The organism is Streptomyces sp. Je 1-369, assembly GCF_026810505.1.
Taxonomy (GTDB): domain Bacteria; phylum Actinomycetota; class Actinomycetes; order Streptomycetales; family Streptomycetaceae; genus Streptomyces.
Window position 1 is genome coordinate 369,762 of record NZ_CP101750.1, and the last position, 18,475, is coordinate 388,236.

An 18,475-nucleotide genomic window follows, 5' to 3' on the forward strand; every position below is an offset into this window, starting at 1 on the left:
CGGGCCAGCACCAGGACCCACTCACCGAACCCCCGACCCGACCTGCCCGAAGCGCGGATCTCGGCGCATATCCGCCCACGTCGACAGCCGCTCACAGTCAGTGATCACCGTATTGAACTGGCCGAATGATCGCGTGTCCGGAAAGTCGCCGTTGGTGCACCTATGACGCCTAACGCAGCGCCCCTCACGGCACATGTACACCATCAGCCCCGCACTCTCGCACGGCAGGCAACTCGCATACGCCGACGACATGTTGTTGCCGCTCTGCCACCCGCGCAACAGGGATCCATCCCTCTGTACGAGCCTCAGCGACGTGCCGTTCGAGTGCTGCGAGTGCCCCGTCGGTTACGGATGGCGACGTTCATCCACCGCGTGGCCGAAACTCGCACCTGATCGATCAAACAATCCTGGAATCCCTGGTCATGCGCCTCTCCAGGCACTTAAGTACCTGTCGGGCACTCGCTACCGGCCACGGGCGAAAGCCACCGGCCCTGTTTCGCGCCAGCGGTCGGCTCCGCTCCGCTCGTCGGCCGACATCGCTGTCCTACGCACTCAGGCACTCCCGAACGCCCGTTCGACCGTTTGACCGAGCCACCCACCCCCACTGCACCGAGGATCCCTCTACCTATGGCCGCCAGTGCACACCGTTCGGTGTCGTACTCACACCATCCGGCGGGCCACAGCGCTCAATCCGCCCCGTGCGGTCCGTCCCGCCCCAAGGGACGCTGATGGAGGGCTCGAACCCGGCCGGTGGCGTAACCCCGGCCGGCCGCGACACGGACCTCTCCACGGCAGTGCAGGACATCCGGGCCGGTTACTGGATGCAGATGCGGCAGGTACTGGCCCGTACCGGCACCTGGCCGCAGTGGACGTCCCGCACCCAAGTGCTGGGCGTCGTCGCGGCTCAGGCGAACGTCGTGGAGTTGTGGCTCAAGGAGGAGCCGGAGAGCCTCGCGGCCCGCGTGATGTACGCCAGAGTCGCCACCGAACGCGTGCTGCAGGCCCACCGGCGGGACTGGGCGCGCGACTACCGCAAAGCGCAGGACCTGGAGAAGCTGGTGGTCCGGGCCCGGGACGCGTGCGACCAGGCGAGCGAGGGGAATCCCGACGACGCCGTGCCCTGGATCTGCCGCCTCGCCCTGGCCGAAACGGACGTGGCAGGACGTTACCCGGAGCATCACCTGACCCCGCCGCCCCACGAGTATCTGCTGCCCGGCGGTCCATGGGGTCTGCTGTCGGAAGTACACCGCCGGGATCCGTTCAACCGCGAGGCATGGCACCGCATGTCCCAGGCGCTCCAGGCCCGCCCGGGTCCGGCGGGCCGCCAGGCGGTCGCGACGGATTTCGCCCGCTGGACGGTCTCCTTCGCGCCGCCCGACTCACCCCTCCTTCTGCTGCCCCTCTACGCCCGCGTGCAGGAGCACCGGGAGCGGCGGGACAACGGCGCGGCCATGCTGAACCTCCTGTGGACCAGGGAGGACACCACCCGGGCCATCACCCAGGCCTTCGAGGGCTGGTTCCGGAGGCGCGAGCCCGCCACCAGTTCCCAACTGGACCTGAACTACCTCGCCTACGCCCTGGCGAGGGGCGGCTTCGCCCAGTGGGCCGCCGAAGTGTTCGCCGCCATCGGCGACTTCGCCACTCCCGCCCCGTGGCACTACGACGCCCGGTACCCGGACGACCAGTGGCGGAAGGCATTCGAGGAGGACCGTGTCGCCTGCCTGAGATCCCGCCCGCGGCATACGGGAGGCAACCCCTGACCGCCACCCGACCTGGCCGGGCAGCCACCGGGTTCCCGTACGCCCGCTAGGGCCTGGCAACCACCCCAGCCCCACATCCCCCGTTCCACCCCCGCCTGCACCCCCATTGCAGCTTCCCCGTGCGGAGAACCGATGCCTTCGATGAGAACACCGCGCCAGCAGCGGAACCCGGCCGACCATGGCAGGGACCACGGCATGGACACCGACGTCGAATCCGGCGTCGACCACGACGGGGAGGACGCGCGCCTCCTCCAGTCACTGGGCTACACCCAGCAACTGCACCGCCGCATGGGGGCCTTCGGCAACTTCTCGGCCTCCCTCTCGGTCATCTCGATCATGTCGGGGACCCTGCTGCTGTTCGGCTACGGCCTGAACACGGGTGGCCCCGCGGTGATCACGTGGGGCTGGCTCGCCGTCGGACCGCTGGTGTTGTGCCTGGCCGCGGCGCTGGCGGAGATCACCTCCCGCTACCCCACCAGTGGCGGCCTGTACTACATGGCCCGCCAGCTCGGAGGCGAGCGGTGGAGCTGGTACACCGGCTGGCTCAACCTCCTGGGCCTGCTCGGCGGTATCGCCGCCCAGGACTACGGCATCGCGACGTTCACCGCCGCGTGGATGAACCTGCAGTTCGACTACACGCCGAGCCCCGGCTCCCTGCTGGCCCTGTACGCGGTCATCCTCGCCCTGCACGCGGTGATGAACCTCTTCGGCACCCGCCTGATGAACATCCTGACGTCGCTGAGCGCGTGGTGGCACTTGGCGGGAGCCGTCGTCATCATCGGCTCACTGGCGCTCGTACCCTCCCACCACCAGTCGGCCGGTTTCGTCTTCTCGGAGTTCACCAACAACACCGGCTGGAGTACCCCGGCCTACGTCATTCTGCTGGGCATGCTGCTGCCGGTCTTCGCGCTGGCCGGGTACGACACCTCGGCGCACCTGAGCGAGGAGACCAACCATGCCTCCGTCGCCGCGGCCCGCGGGGTCTTCCGCTCGGTGGCGGTGTCCTGGATCGCCGGTGGCATCCTGCTGACCACGCTGCTGTTCGCCGTCCAGGACTACACCGGGACCCTGGAGAGCCAGACCGGCGTGCCCGTGGCGCAGATCCTTCTGGACGCGCTGGGCATGGCGGCGGCCAAGGCGCTGCTGCTGGTGATCATCGTGGCCCAGTTCCTGTGCGGCTACACCGTGACCGCCAGTGCCAGCCGCATGATCTACGCCTTCGCCCGGGACGGTGCCCTGCCCGGATCGTCGCGCTGGAAGAAGGTCAGCCGCCGCACCGCCATCCCCGCCAACGCGGTCTGGCTGGCGGTAGTCGTCGCTTTCGTACTGGCACTCCCCTCCCTGTACTCGAACACGGCGTTCTCAGCGGTGACCGCCATTTCGGTCGTCGGATTCACCTCGGCCTACGCCATCCCGGTCCTGTTGCGACTGATCCACCGGGAACGATTCTCCCCGGGGCCCTGGAACCTGGGCCGGTGGAGCCGGCCGATCGGCTGGGTCGCGGTGGTGTGGGCGGCCGCGGTCACGGTGCTGTTCCTGCTGCCGCAGAGCAGCCCGGTCAGCGCCAAAACGTTCAACTACACGCCCGTCGCCGTGGTGGTGGCCTTCCTCATAGCCGCCCTGTGGCGCCGCTTCGGCCGCGACTCGTACCACGTGCCCCGCTCCAGCTCTCCCACCGAGGACAAGCAGTTCGAGGGCATCATCTGATGACGACGACAGCACCCTCCGCACCACAACGACCGCAACAACCGCAACAACCCTTGGGGGTACGGTGACTGGCCTCGCGGCGTCCATCGAATCGGCACAGCAGCTCACCGTGGCCTGGCGCGGCCTGGTGCTCGACCGCGATGCGGAAGCGGATGTGCGCGACCTTCCCGGCATCGCCGTCCGCTGGGCCGACTGCCAATTCTCCTTCTACAACTGCATCACCCTGACCGAATCGGGGGCGGGAGCGGATCTCGTCGCACAGCGCCTCACCCAGGCGGCGGACATCATGCGCGCGAAGGAGCATCCGGGCTTCCTGTGGCTCTTCGAGGACCTCCTCGAAGACGAGGCCCGCGCCTCGCTGACCGCGGCGGCGGAGCGGGCCGGTCTGCGGTACGCGTTCCCGGGCACGGGCATGGCCGGAGACCTGCTGCCCATCCCCGACCCGGTCCACCCCGACCTGACGTTCGTGCGGGTACGCACCGACGAGCACTTGCGGGCCTACGCGGACCTCCAGTCACGCGCGTACGACTTCCCCCTGGAGGAAGGCCGCGACGGCCTGGTCGGCTCCGCGCACTGGAAGGACGAGATGTACGCGTACCTGGCCATGCGGGGCGACGTTCCGGTGGCGTGCGCGGCGACGGTCGAAGCGGACGGCCGCCTCTTCGTCGCCTTCGTCGCCACGGACCCGCAGTGGCAGCGCAAGGGCTACGGCGAGGCGGTCACGCGCAAGGCCCTGTACGAGGGCGCCGCGGCCACCGGCCTGTCCCGCGCCACGTTGCACGCGACCGTCGCGGGGGCACCCGTGTACCCGCGTATCGGCTTCGAGCCGAACACGCCCATCCACTTCTACAGCCTGACGGAGTGAGCCCGCATCCGGACCATCATTCTGACGATCTGGGCCGGCGAGGTGATGGCGCGGCATCAGCTCAGTCGCTCAGCGCTCCAGCCCCTCGGGCGCGAACCGGTCGCTGTTGACGCGGATCCAGGTGCGCAGATGAGCCAGCGGCTCCAGGGCACCGCGGCCGAGTTCGGTCAGCTCGTACTCGACACGCGACGGGACCTCCGGGTAGACGGTGCGTACGACCAGGCCGTTGTCCTCCAGGCGCCGCAGCGTCTGGGTGAGCACCTTGGGGCTGACGCCCTCCAGTTTGCGCCGCAGCTCGCCGAAGCGGCGGGGACCGTCCGACAGGGCGGTGATGGCCAGTCCCGTCCATTTGTTGGCGAGCAGTTCGAAGATCGCCCGGCCCGGGCAGAGCAGCCCGTAGATGTCGTGCTGGTACGCGCGCCCGGTCACGTCGGAAAACCGGCCCTGAGCTGTCATGGTTTCCAAAATATACTTGGCGCCCTTGCGGGTGACCACGGGGTTGATCATACGTTCGCGGCATGAACTCGATCGCCGCTTCCGCCCCTGTCCGCGTCGGCCTGGTCGGCCTCTCCGCCCGCGGCGGCTGGGCCGCCCAGTCGCACTTGCCCGCCCTTTCCCTCGTCAGCGGCTACGAAGTCCGCGCCCTGTCGGCCTCGAGCGGCGAGTCCGCCCGACTCGCGGGCGAGAAGTACGGGGTCCCGCTCGCCTTCGGCAGCACCGCGGAGCTGGTGGCGAGCGACGAGGTCGACCTGGTGGTGGTCAGCGTCCGGGTGCCGCTGCACCGGGAGGTGATCCTCGCGGCGCTCGGCGCAGGCAAGGCGGTGCTGTCCGAGTGGCCGCTGGGCAACGGGCTCGCGGAGGCGGAGGAGCTCGCGGCGGCCGCGGCGAAGGCGGGAGTGCGGACCTTCGCCGGGCTTCAGGCCCGCTCGGCACCCGCGGTGCGACAGGTGCGGGACCTGGTCGCCGAGGGGTACGTGGGCGAGGTCCTCTCCACCAGCCTGGTGGCGTCGGGGCGCCGGTGGGGCGCCACCTACGAGCCGAGCGGCGCATACCTCCTGGACCGGGCGAACGGCGGCACCATGCTGACGATCCCCTTCGGGCACACCGTCGACGCCGTGGCCCAAGTGCTCGGCGAGTACACCGAGGTCTCCTCGACACTCGCGACCCGGCGCCCCGTGGTGCACGAGGAGGGCACGGGCCGCGCGGCCGCGATGACCGTCCACGACCAGGTCGCGGTGAGCGGGCGCCTCACGTCGGGCGCGGTCGCCTCGCTGCACTTCCGCGCCGGTCTCTCCCGTGGCACGAACTTCCACTGGGAGATCAACGGCACCGAGGGCGACCTCGTCATCACGGGTGACCACGGCCACCTTCAGCAGGCCGCGCTCACCGTTCACGGCGCCCGGGGCGCGGCCGCCACCACCACCGAGATCCCGCTGCCCGCCCGCTACTTGGACGTACCGGAACTTGCGGGTCTGTGGGGGCGCCCCGCCTACAACGTGGGCGCCCAGTACGCGCAGATCCACTCGGACCTGACCCAGGGCACGGCGCTCGCCCCGGACTTCACGCACGCGGCGCGGCGGCAGCGGCTGCTCGACGCGATCGAGCGGTCGGGGGATGCGGGTACGCGGATTGCTCTCTGAGGGCTCTGAGGGCTCTGAGGCCGCTGCCTGGCAGAGATGCATGACCGTCGTCGGCCTCCGGCCCACCAGGGCCGCGAACAGCGAGTACTGCTTCCAGCTGCACAAGGCGGCCATGGGCGCGTACATCACGTCCCGGCCCGATGGCGGATCATCACGGCCGACGGCACGGACGTCGGCATGCTCCGTAGTGCCCAGCGCGGAACGCCCGCTGCAGGATGCCCGGTGCGTATGGGCCTGTGCGTAATGGGAAGGCAGTCGAGCACGGTATGCGCGAGACTTGGCCTGGTGACCGTCATGCAGCCTGTGCTGGAGATATACGCACCTGACGGCTTCAACCTCTGGCCCGTCGCCAAGGTCGAGCCGTTCGCCTACCTGCCTCTCGGCGGACGACGTAAACCACCCGCCTCGTCCGGCCGACGCCACAGGCGTCACCTTCCTGCCTGGTTGCTGCGACGGGCTGGAGGACTGGCGCGACTGGCACCCACTCGTCGACGACGGCCATCTGCTCGGTTTCGGGCATGACCCCGTCTCACCGACGGCGGAGCGCTTCGGCGACACCGTCCGGCTCACCGTGAACATCGAGCAGAGCGACAGTCCGGTGATCGAGCTGCGCGTATCCGAGCTGCGCCCCCTGCTCGCCGGTGTCGAGCGGGACCTGACCGGCTTCCTCGCGCTGGCAGCCGGGTGGTCCGCCGAGCACCTGCCAGATCACGGCACTGCTGTCACGGCCGCCGTTGCCCGCGCTCTCGATGTTCCCGCGCCGACTCACGCCTCGTCCTGCTTCGGTTCCTGAGGCGCGTACAGGCACGGACCTGGCACGCACCGACCGGTGGAAACGGAGGAGGAGCGCGGCGACCGCTACGCGGCAGGGAAGCGACGCACGCCCGTGACGCGGGAGGAGGCGGAGTGGGAGCTGACCCGGGGCACGCGGGTGTGTACGCACTGTCGGCCCGACAGCGAGCTCGGCGTACTGGAGTACGCGTCCCTCCTCCGCATCTGCCCGGCGGCTATCGATCCAGCATGGGGAGCGCCATACCGCGTGGGCGGGTGGGCGCGGCGCAGACAGTTGATGCTCCGACAAGCCGCATGCCGCGTGCCACGCCCCGTACGGACAAGTCGTACGCTCGCTGTCCACGTTGTATGACGTCCCACGACGTCGTATGACATCAGGCGTCGCGTCACGGGAGGCCCCAGTGAAGATCGTGCTGCCAGGAGGGACAGGTCAGGTGGGCGGCGTGCTGCGTCGCTCGTTGACCGCCGCGGGCCACGAGGTCGTGGTCCTGACCAGACGTCCGGGGCGGGACGGCGAAGTCCCATGGGACGGTCGTACGCTCGGCCCTTGGGCGGAGGCGATCGACGGCAGTGACGTCGTGGTCAATCTCGCGGGACGTAGCGTCAGTTGCCGCTACACCGACGAGAACCTCCGCGCCATGATGGACTCGCGCGTCGACTCGGCCCGCATCGTGGGTGAGGCGATCGCCGCCGCCCGCAAACCTCCCCGGGTCTGGCTCCAGATGAGCACCGCCACCATCTACGCCCACCGTTTCGACGCACCGAACGACGAGGCGACCGGCGCGATCGGCGGAGACGAACCCGGCCTCCCCGGCTACTGGTCCTACAGCGTCGAGATCGCACGGAACTGGGAGCGGGAGCAGGAGCGGGCCGCGACGCCGGACACGCGCAAGGTGGCCCTGCGGGCGGCGATGGTGATGAGCCCCGACCGCGGCGGCATTTTCGACTACCTGTCGTGGCTGGCGCGGCTCGGCCTCGGCGGGCCGGTCGCGGGTGGCGCCCAGTACGTGTCCTGGATCCACGACCGTGATTTCGTCCGAGCCGTGGAGTTCCTGATCGACCGGGACGACATCACGGGGCCGGTCAATCTCGCGGCTCCCGGCCCGTTGCCGCAGCGGGAGTTCATGCGTGCGCTGCGCGGCGCCTGGGGCATGCCGGTCGGGCTGCCCGCGACGCGGTGGATGGCCGAGATCGGCGCCTTCGCTCTCCGCTCCGACACCGAACTGCTCCTGAAGAGCCGCCGGGTGGTGCCCGGGCGCCTTGAGGACGCCGGGTTCACCTTCGACCACGGTGCCTGGCGGCAGGCGGCGGCCGACCTCGTACGGCGGACGCGTCGTGAACGGTCCCGCCCACGACGAACGGCGGCACGTGCCTGACCGCCCCTGGGTTGGAGATCGGCCCGCTCAAGCCGAGCATCGCCGTGACACCGGACCCGTGAGGGCGTTCGACCAGATCCTCACCGACGCCGACGCCGAAGCGAGGCCGGGCTCCAAGTCCAGCCCCAGGAGGACCGCATACGCGACAAGGCTGTCCACTGAGTGCGGAAGCGATCCACTCCGCACTCCTGCGCACATCATCCAGTGGTGAAGTCGTCACCGACAGATCATCGCTGCTGCCACTGACAACACGTCAGGGAGCATGTGGACTGCTGGTCGATTCGGTCCGAGCTCAACCGGACGGTGCGACCGAAGACCACACGCCGAACCACTGCTCGTCACCGAACTCCTGGAACCGCTCCACCTCGACGAACCCCAGCTTCGCCGCGAGCCGCATCGAGCGGTCGTTGGCCGTCTGGGTGCACAGCACCACCGGCTCGCCGGGACACACGTCGGCGAACCAGTCGAGCGCCGCCGCGCACGCCTCCGCGGCATACCCGCGCCCCCACGCACTCGGCAGGAGCATGTAACCGAGCTCGGCCTCTTCCGTCTTCTCGGCCTCTTCCGCATCTGTGCGCAGGTGTCCCGGACGTTCCGCGTCGCGCCGATCGAGCATGACCGTGCCGATCGGCGCCCCGTCGAGCTCGATCACGAAAGCGCCCGGGCGACGTGCGGGTATCTCCGGCACGGCACGTTCGAGCTCGTCACGCGGTCGAGGACCACCGAGATACGTGCGCACCTCCGACGATGCGAACAGCTCGATGAACGCCGCACGATCTTGGGCCCGGGACTCACGGAGTACGAGTCGCTCGGTCCTTATCGGAGCGGGTGGCCAGGCGACGGTTCCGAGTTCAGCCATGGCGGGCAACCTATCGCACGCTCTCGGGGCCTCGTCGGTTCTCGTGCGGAGCAGTCGTGTCCGTCGCCGGGCAGACCCGCCTCAGCCGTCTCGGCCTTGCCATATGGTGATGTGGTGACGCAGGCTTCGTTTCCCGCCCGCACCGCCTGCCGGTACTTCCGGTAACACCCCCGTAGCCACGTTCAGTACGCCAGGTCAAGGAGAGCCCAGACCTGACGGCCCTCCTCGGTCATCTCCGTACCGCAGCTCGCCACGCCACCCAACTCCTGCAGTTCCCGCATGATCTGTCTGTCGAGCTCCAACGGCGGAGGAGCAGCCTCGGTGTCGCCTCCTGGCAGGCGGGGTCGGTGGCCCAGGACAAGGATGAGGGCCTGTCCGTCCTGTTCCGCGAGATGGAGACTGACCTGTCGTCCGCCGTCGGCCACGACGGTCGTGACGAGATGGCGGACCAGGGCCTCGAGGCTGGGCGGCGGCTTGAGGCCCCACTTCGTCAGCCGTCCGCTCACCTCCGTGAACGCCTTTCCTGCGGCCCAAGGCTGCGCTTCCAGCGTCCAGTTTCCTCCCTGCCGGTTCTTCATCACGGGTCGCCCGCCCCGCCCGCAGCGCTGCGGCACGGGCAGCGAGGGGGCTGTCAGACGAGTCTGTGGCGGAGGCGGGGACGGCGGTTTCTTCGGGGGCGGAGGCGTCTTCGGCGGGTAGTCGGGACGCGGTCGGCTCGCCTCGGGGTCCGGGTGCGGCGTTTCCATGTCGGCCTCCAGGCGCGTCGCGGCCAGTTGCTCAGCTTGTCCCCGAAGCCGAATCTATCGGCACCGCACGCTGCCCGAGGGGCTGACAGCGATCCCGAGTGGGGCTCATCACTGAGGCTGAGCCGACCGGAGCTACGTTAAACGCCCGCTGAGGATGGCGGTGCCCTTTGCCCTACTCCAGCAACCGCTACAACAACCGCTACAGCAAGCCAAGTCCCAACCGCAGGCCCAGAGCGCACAACGCCACCCCGCACACTCGGTTGATCCACATCATCGCCCGGGGCCCGAAGCGGTTTCGGCAGGAGCCCACCAGCGCGGTCAGCGCGTGGAACCACACCGCCGACGCCGCGGCCATGCCGATGATGAAGAGGGGCACCTCCCCGTCTCCCAACTGGGCGCGAAAACCGCCGAGGAGAAGCGTGCCGTCAAGGATGGCCTGTGGGTTGAACCAGGTGAGGGTGAACGCGGCGACCGCCACCCTGCTCCAGGCGTACGAGTGGGTGACGCCCTGCCCGGTTTTTCCGTCCGCGTCCTGCTCGGCACGGCTCCGCGCCAGGTTGACGCCGATCCAGAGCAGATAGGCGCACCCCACCACGGTCATGGCGGTGCTGAGCCAGGGGAACCATTCGAGGACGGCTCCAAGGCCGTACAGGCAGGCCAGCGCCAGGGTGATGTCCATCGCCGTGACGGCGAGGGCGACCCGCACGGACATCCGTAGCGGGCCGCCCGAGGCGGACTGGATCACGTAGACGTTCTGTGCGCCGATGGGCGCCGCGTAGGCGAAGCCCAGGGCGAAGCCTTCCAGCACAGGAGTCATACGGAGTCGCCCGAGGTCATGCTGCCGGTATCGGGGAGGACGGGCGCAGCGCGCGGCGCAGCACGTCGCGGTAGAACTCGCCATAGGAACCGCAGTAGTTCTCGATGTGGTCGACCATGTGCGGGTGCATCTGCGGCAGTTTGTTGATGGGGGTTCCCATGCGCACGTGGTGCTCGACATGGAAATTGTTCCCGTTGGTGAGCCAGAAGGAGAACCAGCCGCCGCGAATGGAGCGGGTGTTCTTGAAGACGTCCTGGGTCGAACGGTCGCAGAAGATGTGCTCCGGCAGCTCGATCAGGAAGTGGATGGGCTCTGCGAAAAGCAGCGGGATGAGCCAGAGGGTCAGGATGAGCGGCGATCCGGTCCACCATGAGAGCAGCCCGAGTGCCGCTGTCGCTGCCAGCGTCGTGCGGTACTCCGTGCGGATGCGGCCGTGCACCGCCGGGTTGGTGATGACCTCGTCGTACGTGGTACGCGGTGACAGCGAGCGTGCGACGTCCACACCGGTCTCGAACCAGCGGCGCACGTTGAACGCCGAGCTGGCGAGGGTCCACAGCGTCAGCCTCTCGACCGCCGCGTAGTCGAAGAACTCAGTGTCCTTGTCCGTGCCCAAGTACCTGTGGTGCAGCAGGTGCAGCGCTCGGTAGCGCGAGTAGGACACCAGCAGGGGCGCGCCCAGTGCGGTGCCGACCACCCGGTTCTTCCGTGCGGAGCGGAACCCCGTGCCGTGCAGTGCTTGGTGCTGCAACTCCACCGCGTGGGCGTAGACGAGGCCGAGCAGCAATTGTGCCGGGACAGCCGCCGGCCAACCGTGGGTGAGGATCCAGAAGCAGGAAATCGCTGCCAGCGCGCCTGCCAGAGCTACCTTACTCGCGAATATCCGAGAGTCCCGTAACGTGAATTTCTTTACTTCCGTCGGTATTTCGAGGCGAGCAGCACGTTGGGACGAGCTACTCACCAATGAGTGATTTGCCATGTCTTGCGGCCCCCGTTGCGAATTTCTCGTGACTCTTCCATCACCATCACCATCGTCATCACCGGATTTTCGACACAGGAGTGGTCACATTCCGGTTATGGAGGGAGGATGATATCGGGCCAGTATGCGGCTATGGCCCCTAGTCTGTCGTCGCCCATATGCAGTCTCTTGAGAGGCACCTTGTGGCGTGGGCCGCCTACGACATGGCCAGGGTGCGGGGTGGGGCGACGCCGATATGGGACATCGCGCCCTCTCCCTGCCGCAGTTCAGCGTCATCGTCCTTTGACACCCGGGGCGGAGTTGTGGGCGAGCCTTGCGGAGGCCCATCAAGAGCTACGGACGAAATGCGGCCCGGGAGCCCAACCGGTGGCGGCCAGCACCTCCCGCGCGATATCGACGACCGCCCTCCCGTCCGTCACCACGCGCACCGTGTCCGCGGCAGCCCGCTGGTCCAGAATCCGCGCCTTGCGGGCACTTCCTTCGAGTTCCTGCTCCAGCTCCGAGCCGAGTTCTCGGCCCACCAGCCGCTCGCGGGCGGTGGTGTCGGAGGCGGTGAGCAGGACTCGTACGATCCCGGCTCCACGCCCCATCGCACGCTCGAACATGCCCGTCGTCTCTGGAAGCACGCTCATGGTGTTCGTGTAGATCAGGCGTCGGTAGCCGCGTTGAGCGAAGTTCGCCCACACCGCTGTGAGGTTGCTCTCGGTGATCTCAGCGCGGTGCGGATCTCCCTCCGGTGCTGGATGCACCTGTCCCATGAAGTCACCGTCGATGATCGCGTGAGCGACCGCCGCGGAGCGCAACAGCGCCGAAACCTCCCATCCGACCGTCGTCTTGCCGACACCGGCACGTCCCCCCATGAGCAGTACTTCCGCATGATCCATGAGGCCAGCGTGCCAGCGGGCGATCACCTCACGCGATCCGATATCGGTCCAGCCGCCTGATCCCGGCCCCATCTCGACCCACGTATTGTGCAGACGAAGACGGCGTACGACGTAACGTGGAGGGGGCGCCATGATCGGTGTCGAGGAGCTGGAGGCCGCGGCGGCCAGGATCGCCGGGCACGTGGTGCGTACACCCACGCTGCCCAGTCCGGGGCTGAGCGCACTGCTCGGAGTGCCGGTTACCGTAAAGCTCGAACTGCTGCAGCGCAGTGGCTCGTTCAAGGCGCGGGGTGCCGTCGCGAAGCTGCTCACGCTGACCGGCGAACAGCGCGCGGCCGGCGTGGTGGCGGTGTCCGGCGGCAATCACGGTGTCGCCGTGGCGGAGATGTCGGCCGCGCTGGGCGTGCGAGCCACGGTGGTCATGCCGCAGGCCGCCCCCGCACGTTCCGTGGCCAAGGCCCGTGCTGCCGGGGCCGACGTCCGGCTGACCCCCACCATGGCCGAGGCGTTCGCCCTCATGGAGCGGCTCGAGGCCGAGGGCCTGACGCTCCTGCATCCGTTCGCCGACCCGGTGGTGATCGCGGGGCAGGGCACCGTGGGGCTCGAACTCCACGAGGACGCGGACGACTTGACGGATGTGCTCGTCTCCATCGGCGGTGGCGGACTGATCGCCGGTGTGGCGGCGGCACTGCGGGCGCGGCGGCCCGGAGTGCGGGTGTGGGGTGTGGAGACCGTCGGCGCCGACGCGATGTCGCAGGCGCTGACCCACGGCGGTCCGGTGCAGGTGGATGTGGACACGCGGATCACCACGCTCGGTGCGCCCACGGTGTCACCGCTGACCTACACCATGGTGCGCGACCTGGTCGACGAGGTACTGGTCGTACCGGAAGCGGACGCCTTCGCCGGTGTCCGGGAGCTGGCCGAACACGCGAAGGTCTGGGCCGAACCCGCGGCCGGCTGCCTCCTCCCTGCCGCCCGGCGCGTCCTCGCCAAGACCGGGGACGAGACGCGGCTCGGCCTGGTCATCTGCGGCGGCAATGCCTCGGTGGAGGACGTGATGGCGTACGGGGGCCAGCCGCCGCTCTCGCTGTCGCCGTTCCCAGGAGGGTGAGCTCAGTTACCTCGTCGGCGGGGCATCACCAGTCGATGTGTGCCTCGATCCAGCGGTCCAGCCCCTCCGTGTCGTCCGCGAGCGGCAACTCGGGGGCCATGTTGAGGGGCGAAGCGGCGAGTTGCAGATGGGTGAGGTAGCCGTACGGGCCATTGTCCGCGTGGGGGCCCACGATCACGGCCTGTGTGGCGGTACGCCATATCCGGTGCGGCATCGGTGGGCCTGTCACTACGGCGGCGTCGCTGGTGACCGTCCGCTCCGGAGTGGCCCCCAGGTGAGTGGACACGGCGTCCGCGGCCCGGTCGAGCACCTCGACGCACTCCTCCAGTGTGGACGCGCGTCGGACGGTCCAGCCCGCGGCCGAGCCCCAGTCGTCCACACGTTTGCCCAGCCAAGGCATGTTGACGAGATCCTCGTCGTCCGGGTCGAGGGGATACAGCTCCCCGAACACCAGGAAACTCCGCGCTTCCGGGTCTCCGAAAGGGGTGTCGCCCTCGGTGCACAACGGGTGCCCGAAGCCCGTGCGGTAGGAGTCTGTCAGGCAGTCGTGTTCCCAACCCCACCCGCGTGCGCGCAGAACGGTGTCGAGCGCGTCGAAGTCGTCCGCGGGCGCCGGTTGTTCCGGCAGGGCCAGGAACTCTGCCACGGCGGCCGGGGTCAAGGGGCAGTGAGCCAGGGCGTGCACGGGGACGGACATGGATGTGGGGGCGGACATGGGGGTCGGCTCGGGGCTGGGCATGAGGGTCAGGCTAGGCATGTCCGTGGATCTTGTCGACGGTCGCGAGGCGCCGGCGGAGGGAAGCGTATGAGGGAGAAGCTGCTGGCCGCGAGGACGGCAGGGGGTGCCCTGCCGACCTGCGGCGGATCCAGCGGCTGCTCGACGGGCAGTCAGGGGCGGGGCAGCGAGGTGTTGGTGATCGGCAGGTTCTGTTCCTTGCCCTGCACGTAGAGGTCTCGGGGGGCCGTACGGAGACGGAACGCGTCGTCGTCGCGCGAAACCCGCACGGACAGTACGAAGAAGCCGTCGTCCTCGGCCGTCGTCTTCACGTGGTACTGGCTCTCCCAGTACGTCTGCAGGAAGACCTCCGTGCCGCCCGGGTCGACGCCCTTGGGGAGGTCGACTCTGCCCTGGACGGTGAGGATGTCCCCCGCCTTAACCTTCGTCTTGTTGACCTTGTAGCTGAGCGAGCTCGGCTTGGCGTCGGCGTACACGGTGGTGTCCGCGAAGTAGCCGTCCTGCGGGGTGTTGGGGTCGCCGTCCTCGTCGTACTGGGCCGTGATCTGTACGTCCTGCTCGACGTTGAGCAGGCTGCTGCCGCTGACGTGGTCGATCTCGACGTCGGGCAGGGTGAACTTCCCGTTGGCGTCGCTCACCGGCGTGCCAAGGTCCCGGGGCTCGTAGTAGTTGGGGTCGATCGGGTCGCCCCACGGGTTCCAGGTCGTGAAGCGGACGACCTCCTGGAGCGTGACCGGAATGCCGGGCGCGGGCGTGCCGTCGGCCTTGGTGACGGTGCCGGTCACGTCGACCTTGCGGTCGTCGTAAGCGGTTTTGGCCGGGTCGGTGCTCACCGTCAGCACATAGGCGTCGCCGGGTGCTGGGGACCTGGACTCGGCGGTCGCGGTGGGGATGGACAGGGCGCCTGCGACGAGGAGCAGCGCGGCGGTGGCGGCCAGCCGCGTCGGCAGGAGGTTTCTGGACATCATGTGGACAACTCCATTGGCGGGTCAGGTCTGCGGGAGGGGTGCAACTGGTGCACCTGGTGCAGCTGTTGCCTTGGCGACGCCGGGTTCGCTCGCCGCGGGGCAGTTGAGCCGTCGAGCAGCTGCGTGATGCACCGGGTTCGACAGGTCGACCCCTAAGGGAGTTGTCCGCCCTGCGGCCGCCGTTACAGGGCTGTGGCGAAGGGGCGATTTATCCCGTTTACTGCTTCAACTCGTCCTTGACCGCAGAACACCGCGTGTTCATCGTCGGCCGGGTGCAGTGGGTGCGGCTCGTGCCGATGTCGGTCCGCCGGATCCACACCTCGCCCCCGGCAGTGCCGCCCTTCCACGCCACCCGGAGGCCGCTCAGGGCTGATGCGTCGCGATCGCCCCTATGACCCCTTCTTGAACCTCTTACTCTCGTCGGACGCACATAGAAGTCGGACGGGTGAACCTGCACCCCGCACCGAACTGCCGCCGCCCTGAGCTGCGTCGACCCCGACATGAACAGCCGTGATCTTCATCTGACGGAACCGGGCACGGCCCGGATCACCATCCACGCCGGTGACGAGCACACCGTGACCGTGCTCGCCTACGCGATCGCCGCGCATCTCAACGCGACCGGCCCCTCCGAGCCGCACACGGTTCCGGGGGAGGGCGGGATCGCGGTCACCCTGTACGCCTCGACGCGTGCCACCGGCGGACCGTCCGCGGCCTGGTTCGGACAGAGATGACGGTCACGGTGACGTCACCGCGTGATGGTCAGCGCGCGGACGAGGGCGTCCTCGGTCTCCTTGCTGAAGAAACCCGTTATGCCGCGCAGGAGTTGGAGCGCGGTGCGTACGCCGACGGGGAGCGGGGAGGGCATGCCTGCCGTCGGCACGACGTGCTTCTCGGGGGCGGTCCGCGCCGCCTCCAGGTGGGCCCGGGCCAGGGTCAGATCGCCGCTGCCCGCGTGCTGGACCGCGCAGGTCAGGTCGTGCGCGGCGCTGCGCGAGAGGTCGAGGAGTGCCTGGAGGGCAGAGACCTCCAGGTCACCGGGGAGGGCGGGCGTCCGGGTGCGGTCGCGTACCGCGGCACTCAGATGGCCGCCGGCCCGGTCGAGGATCTTCACGATGGCGGACAGCCGACCCGCCTCCAGCATTGCTTGAGATGCCATGCCGAGTCCTTTCATCACCTCGTTCACCGACTGCGTGCCTCCAGCGTTATCACCGGGCTCGGCGGGGCGCGAACCTCTCCGCGGGGGCGCACTGCACGCGCAGAGGGAAGCTCCGCCGCCCGCGAAGGGGAGTTGAGGCACACGGCGGCGCACGTCTACAGCCACCCTTGGTCCCGTTGGATCGGCGCTTCCTTAAGATCACGCCATGACTGCTGATACTCCGCTCGCCCGCGAGTCGTTCAGGCGCCTGCACCCGATCAGCGTGCCCCGGCCGATGTCCCAGTTGCCGGATCGCGTCTGGACCGTCGAGGACTGGGACCGGATTCGGCGCGGATACCGAGCTCGGGACATGGACGAGAAGTGGAACATTTTCGTCGAGGACGACGTCGTTTTCATGCACCGGGGTTGGACCGGTTACGGCGTCTACGAGGCGACTTTCACCCCGACCCCCGCCTCCGGCCCTGCCCCCGCGACTGCTCGCGGGTGGCGGATCACCTCCGCTGTGGCGGAGGGCGACGGGGAGCGCTGTCGCAGCAAGGGCGACGAGTACGACTGTCTGATGCTGGAGCTGATCATCAGCACGATCATCCTCGGTGAGCCCTCCACCGAACTCCGCGCCGGACTGGTCGCGTTGACCGCCGCGGCGTCGGGGAAGAGCGACGTCGTTCCGGGTGTGGTCGAGCACAGTGCTCTGGGGTTGCGCTCCGGATCGTAGACCTGCGATCACCTCATGCGATTATGCGGTCGGCTCTCGCCTTCCGGCGGAGTCAGCGGGTCATCCGGGCGAGAACGGGAGCATGCGGTGGGTGGGGTTGGGGGGCAGGACGGGTCCTCGGTGTCCGATGAGGAGTGGGAGCGGTTCCTGCGGGAGTCGGTGACGGGAGCGGCCGGGGCTCCGGTGGAGCCGTCGGCGCGCGCCCGTGAGGTGCAGCGTCGACTCAAGGAGGGGGCGGCCGGGCAGGAGGCTGGGCAGGCGGAGGGCTGGCGTACGTACTCGCCGGCCCGGCCCCGGCGCAGGACTGGCTGGTACGTGACCGGGGTGGTGGCAGCCGTCGCCCTGCTCGGCGTCAGCCTCTTCCCGCAGCAGGTGTTCGGCCTCTTCGACGGCGACGACGGCGACGGTCAGAGCGAGGCGCCCCTTGCCGCCGAGTCGGAGAGACCGCGTGACGCGCCCGGTGGCGAGCCCGCGCAGCGCCCCACTTGGGACGAACCCTTCCGGGGTTCTCCCGCCGCCCGCTGGGCCGAGGGGGCATCGGGGATCACCGTGCCGGCCGCCAAGGCGACCGGCTGGATGGACGCCGCGCAGGTCGAGCGGGCATTGGAGCAGAGTCGGCGTTTCCTGGTGGACGCCGGGCTCGATCGTGGCGTGCTGCGCGGCGAGCGGCCGACGAAGGCGATCGGGCTGCTGAATCCGCACCAGGACGACGTCCAGGACTATCTGCGTACCAGCCTGTCGTCGAAGACGCCCACGTCCACCAACGACCCGCTGCTGCTGTTCAGCCGCTTCCGGCCGCAGCAGGCTCAACTGGTCGGCGACGTGGTCAAGACACGCGGTCGGCTTTCCTACCGTGAGGGGAAGCGTGGGGCGCTGGAGGTGACGGCGGACGTCACCTTCGTGTACCCGGTGGCCCCCGCGGGCGACCGGGGGCGGGATGCCGACATCGTCCGTACGATCGTGCGGCGCGAGGTGGTGATGAGCTGGGACGACCCGGACAAGGTCAGCACCGAACCGGGCACGATGTCCCTCGTCTCCTACACGCTCGACCTGACCAACGGCGGCTGCTCCGCCCCGACCGGCTACTTCACACCGCCGTTCGACACCGCCGACAAGCAGCACGCCGACGCCGAACACCGGCTCGATCCGTACGACCGCAGCAAGTCCGTCGACAGCGACGCCACGCGAGCCGGCGGCAAGAGCTGCGCCACCGCTACTCGCTCCTAGGGCCTGTGTCGGCAGTCCCGTCGTCCGCCCGGAGGGCGGGCCCCGCGGCGTCATGGGGGCACCTCCCTGCTCGAGCGGAGCCGAGAGCTTGGGGGAGCGTGCGATCGCAAGGCGGAGGGTCGCCCCGATACTGGTTGTAT

General features: G+C 69.1%; 20 protein-coding genes. 10 read left to right on the forward strand and 10 right to left on the reverse strand.

Annotation, left to right across the window (positions count from 1 at the left end; genetic code table 11):
* Nucleotides 1–698: 698 nt before the first annotated feature.
* The 3 genes from NOO62_RS01675 to NOO62_RS01685 all read left to right on the forward strand — a co-directional run bounded on the left by NOO62_RS01675 (nucleotide 699) and on the right by NOO62_RS01685 (nucleotide 4,332).
* The gene (locus tag NOO62_RS01675; RefSeq protein WP_268769087.1) at nucleotides 699–1,760 is read left to right on the forward strand and encodes a hypothetical protein; all 1,062 of its coding nucleotides are present in this window, start codon (nucleotides 699–701) and stop codon (nucleotides 1,758–1,760) included.
* Between the two features lie 195 nt (nucleotides 1,761–1,955).
* The gene (locus NOO62_RS01680) at nucleotides 1,956–3,467 is read left to right on the forward strand and encodes an amino acid permease (RefSeq protein ID WP_268775429.1); all 1,512 of its coding nucleotides are present in this window, start codon (nucleotides 1,956–1,958) and stop codon (nucleotides 3,465–3,467) included.
* Nucleotides 3,468–3,531: 64 nt separating this feature from the next.
* The gene (locus NOO62_RS01685; protein WP_268769088.1) at nucleotides 3,532–4,332 is read left to right on the forward strand and encodes a GNAT family N-acetyltransferase; all 801 of its coding nucleotides are present in this window, start codon (nucleotides 3,532–3,534) and stop codon (nucleotides 4,330–4,332) included.
* A 69-nt stretch (nucleotides 4,333–4,401) separates the two neighbouring features.
* On the opposite strand, the gene NOO62_RS01690 is transcribed toward NOO62_RS01685, so the two are convergent.
* Complete coding sequence (locus NOO62_RS01690) at nucleotides 4,402–4,788, reverse strand: winged helix-turn-helix transcriptional regulator (RefSeq protein WP_268769089.1); 387 nt, start codon at nucleotides 4,786–4,788, stop codon at nucleotides 4,402–4,404.
* 62 nt (nucleotides 4,789–4,850) lie between these two features.
* Between NOO62_RS01690 and NOO62_RS01695 the strand changes: the two genes are divergently transcribed.
* Nucleotides 4,851–5,972: a Gfo/Idh/MocA family protein gene (locus tag NOO62_RS01695; protein WP_268769090.1), complete on the forward strand. Its 1,122-nt coding sequence runs from the start codon at nucleotides 4,851–4,853 to the stop codon at nucleotides 5,970–5,972.
* A gap of 529 nt (nucleotides 5,973–6,501) precedes the next feature.
* Here NOO62_RS01695 and NOO62_RS39085 read toward each other — a convergent pair.
* Nucleotides 6,502–6,741 (reverse strand): hypothetical protein, encoded by a 240-nt coding sequence (locus NOO62_RS39085; protein ID WP_321170547.1) that lies wholly within the window; start codon nucleotides 6,739–6,741, stop codon nucleotides 6,502–6,504.
* A gap of 60 nt (nucleotides 6,742–6,801) precedes the next feature.
* Between NOO62_RS39085 and NOO62_RS39210 the strand changes: the two genes are divergently transcribed.
* Together NOO62_RS39210 and NOO62_RS01705 are read left to right on the forward strand one after the other, a co-directional pair.
* Nucleotides 6,802–7,116 carry a DUF6233 domain-containing protein gene (locus tag NOO62_RS39210; protein WP_414930752.1) on the forward strand — a complete coding sequence of 105 codons (315 nt, stop codon included), beginning with the start codon at nucleotides 6,802–6,804 and terminating at the stop codon, nucleotides 7,114–7,116.
* 49 nt (nucleotides 7,117–7,165) lie between these two features.
* A complete protein-coding gene (locus NOO62_RS01705; protein WP_268769091.1) occupies nucleotides 7,166–8,140 on the forward strand; it encodes a TIGR01777 family oxidoreductase in 975 nt (324 codons plus the stop codon).
* A gap of 292 nt (nucleotides 8,141–8,432) precedes the next feature.
* On the opposite strand, the gene NOO62_RS01710 is transcribed toward NOO62_RS01705, so the two are convergent.
* The 5 genes from NOO62_RS01710 to NOO62_RS01730 all read right to left on the reverse strand — a co-directional run bounded on the left by NOO62_RS01710 (nucleotide 8,433) and on the right by NOO62_RS01730 (nucleotide 12,422).
* Complete coding sequence (locus NOO62_RS01710; RefSeq protein WP_268769092.1) at nucleotides 8,433–8,999, reverse strand: GNAT family N-acetyltransferase; 567 nt, start codon at nucleotides 8,997–8,999, stop codon at nucleotides 8,433–8,435.
* A gap of 182 nt (nucleotides 9,000–9,181) precedes the next feature.
* Nucleotides 9,182–9,505, reverse strand: a complete 324-nt coding sequence (locus NOO62_RS01715; protein ID WP_268769093.1) for a hypothetical protein — start codon at nucleotides 9,503–9,505, stop codon at nucleotides 9,182–9,184.
* Nucleotides 9,506–9,944: 439 nt separating this feature from the next.
* Nucleotides 9,945–10,562 carry a LysE/ArgO family amino acid transporter gene (locus NOO62_RS01720; protein WP_268769094.1) on the reverse strand — a complete coding sequence of 206 codons (618 nt, stop codon included), beginning with the start codon at nucleotides 10,560–10,562 and terminating at the stop codon, nucleotides 9,945–9,947.
* Nucleotides 10,563–10,578: 16 nt separating this feature from the next.
* Nucleotides 10,579–11,538: a fatty acid desaturase gene (locus tag NOO62_RS01725; protein WP_268769095.1), complete on the reverse strand. Its 960-nt coding sequence runs from the start codon at nucleotides 11,536–11,538 to the stop codon at nucleotides 10,579–10,581.
* 326 nt (nucleotides 11,539–11,864) lie between these two features.
* Entirely contained in the window at nucleotides 11,865–12,422 is a 558-nt protein-coding gene (locus NOO62_RS01730) for a hypothetical protein (protein ID WP_268775430.1), read from the reverse strand.
* Between the two features lie 130 nt (nucleotides 12,423–12,552).
* On the opposite strand from NOO62_RS01730, the gene NOO62_RS01735 reads away from it, so the two are divergent.
* A complete protein-coding gene (locus NOO62_RS01735) occupies nucleotides 12,553–13,533 on the forward strand; it encodes a threonine/serine dehydratase (RefSeq protein ID WP_268769096.1) in 981 nt (326 codons plus the stop codon).
* Between the two features lie 25 nt (nucleotides 13,534–13,558).
* On the opposite strand, the gene NOO62_RS01740 is transcribed toward NOO62_RS01735, so the two are convergent.
* Complete coding sequence (locus NOO62_RS01740) at nucleotides 13,559–14,290, reverse strand: hypothetical protein (protein ID WP_268769097.1); 732 nt, start codon at nucleotides 14,288–14,290, stop codon at nucleotides 13,559–13,561.
* Between the two features lie 131 nt (nucleotides 14,291–14,421).
* Complete coding sequence (locus NOO62_RS01745) at nucleotides 14,422–15,237, reverse strand: acyl carrier protein (protein WP_268769098.1); 816 nt, start codon at nucleotides 15,235–15,237, stop codon at nucleotides 14,422–14,424.
* 500 nt (nucleotides 15,238–15,737) lie between these two features.
* On the opposite strand from NOO62_RS01745, the gene NOO62_RS01750 reads away from it, so the two are divergent.
* Nucleotides 15,738–15,968, forward strand: a complete 231-nt coding sequence (locus NOO62_RS01750; RefSeq protein WP_268769099.1) for a DUF6207 family protein — start codon at nucleotides 15,738–15,740, stop codon at nucleotides 15,966–15,968.
* A 14-nt stretch (nucleotides 15,969–15,982) separates the two neighbouring features.
* Here the strand turns inward: NOO62_RS01750 and NOO62_RS01755 are convergent, their stop codons facing one another.
* A complete protein-coding gene (locus NOO62_RS01755; protein ID WP_268769100.1) occupies nucleotides 15,983–16,393 on the reverse strand; it encodes a hypothetical protein in 411 nt (136 codons plus the stop codon).
* 205 nt (nucleotides 16,394–16,598) lie between these two features.
* Here NOO62_RS01755 and NOO62_RS01760 point away from each other — a divergent pair, with 205 nt between their 5' ends.
* Complete coding sequence (locus NOO62_RS01760) at nucleotides 16,599–17,108, forward strand: hypothetical protein (RefSeq protein ID WP_268769101.1); 510 nt, start codon at nucleotides 16,599–16,601, stop codon at nucleotides 17,106–17,108.
* Between the two features lie 120 nt (nucleotides 17,109–17,228).
* A complete protein-coding gene (locus tag NOO62_RS01765) occupies nucleotides 17,229–18,335 on the forward strand; it encodes a hypothetical protein (protein WP_268769102.1) in 1,107 nt (368 codons plus the stop codon).
* The last annotated feature ends 140 nt before the right edge of the window (nucleotides 18,336–18,475 follow it).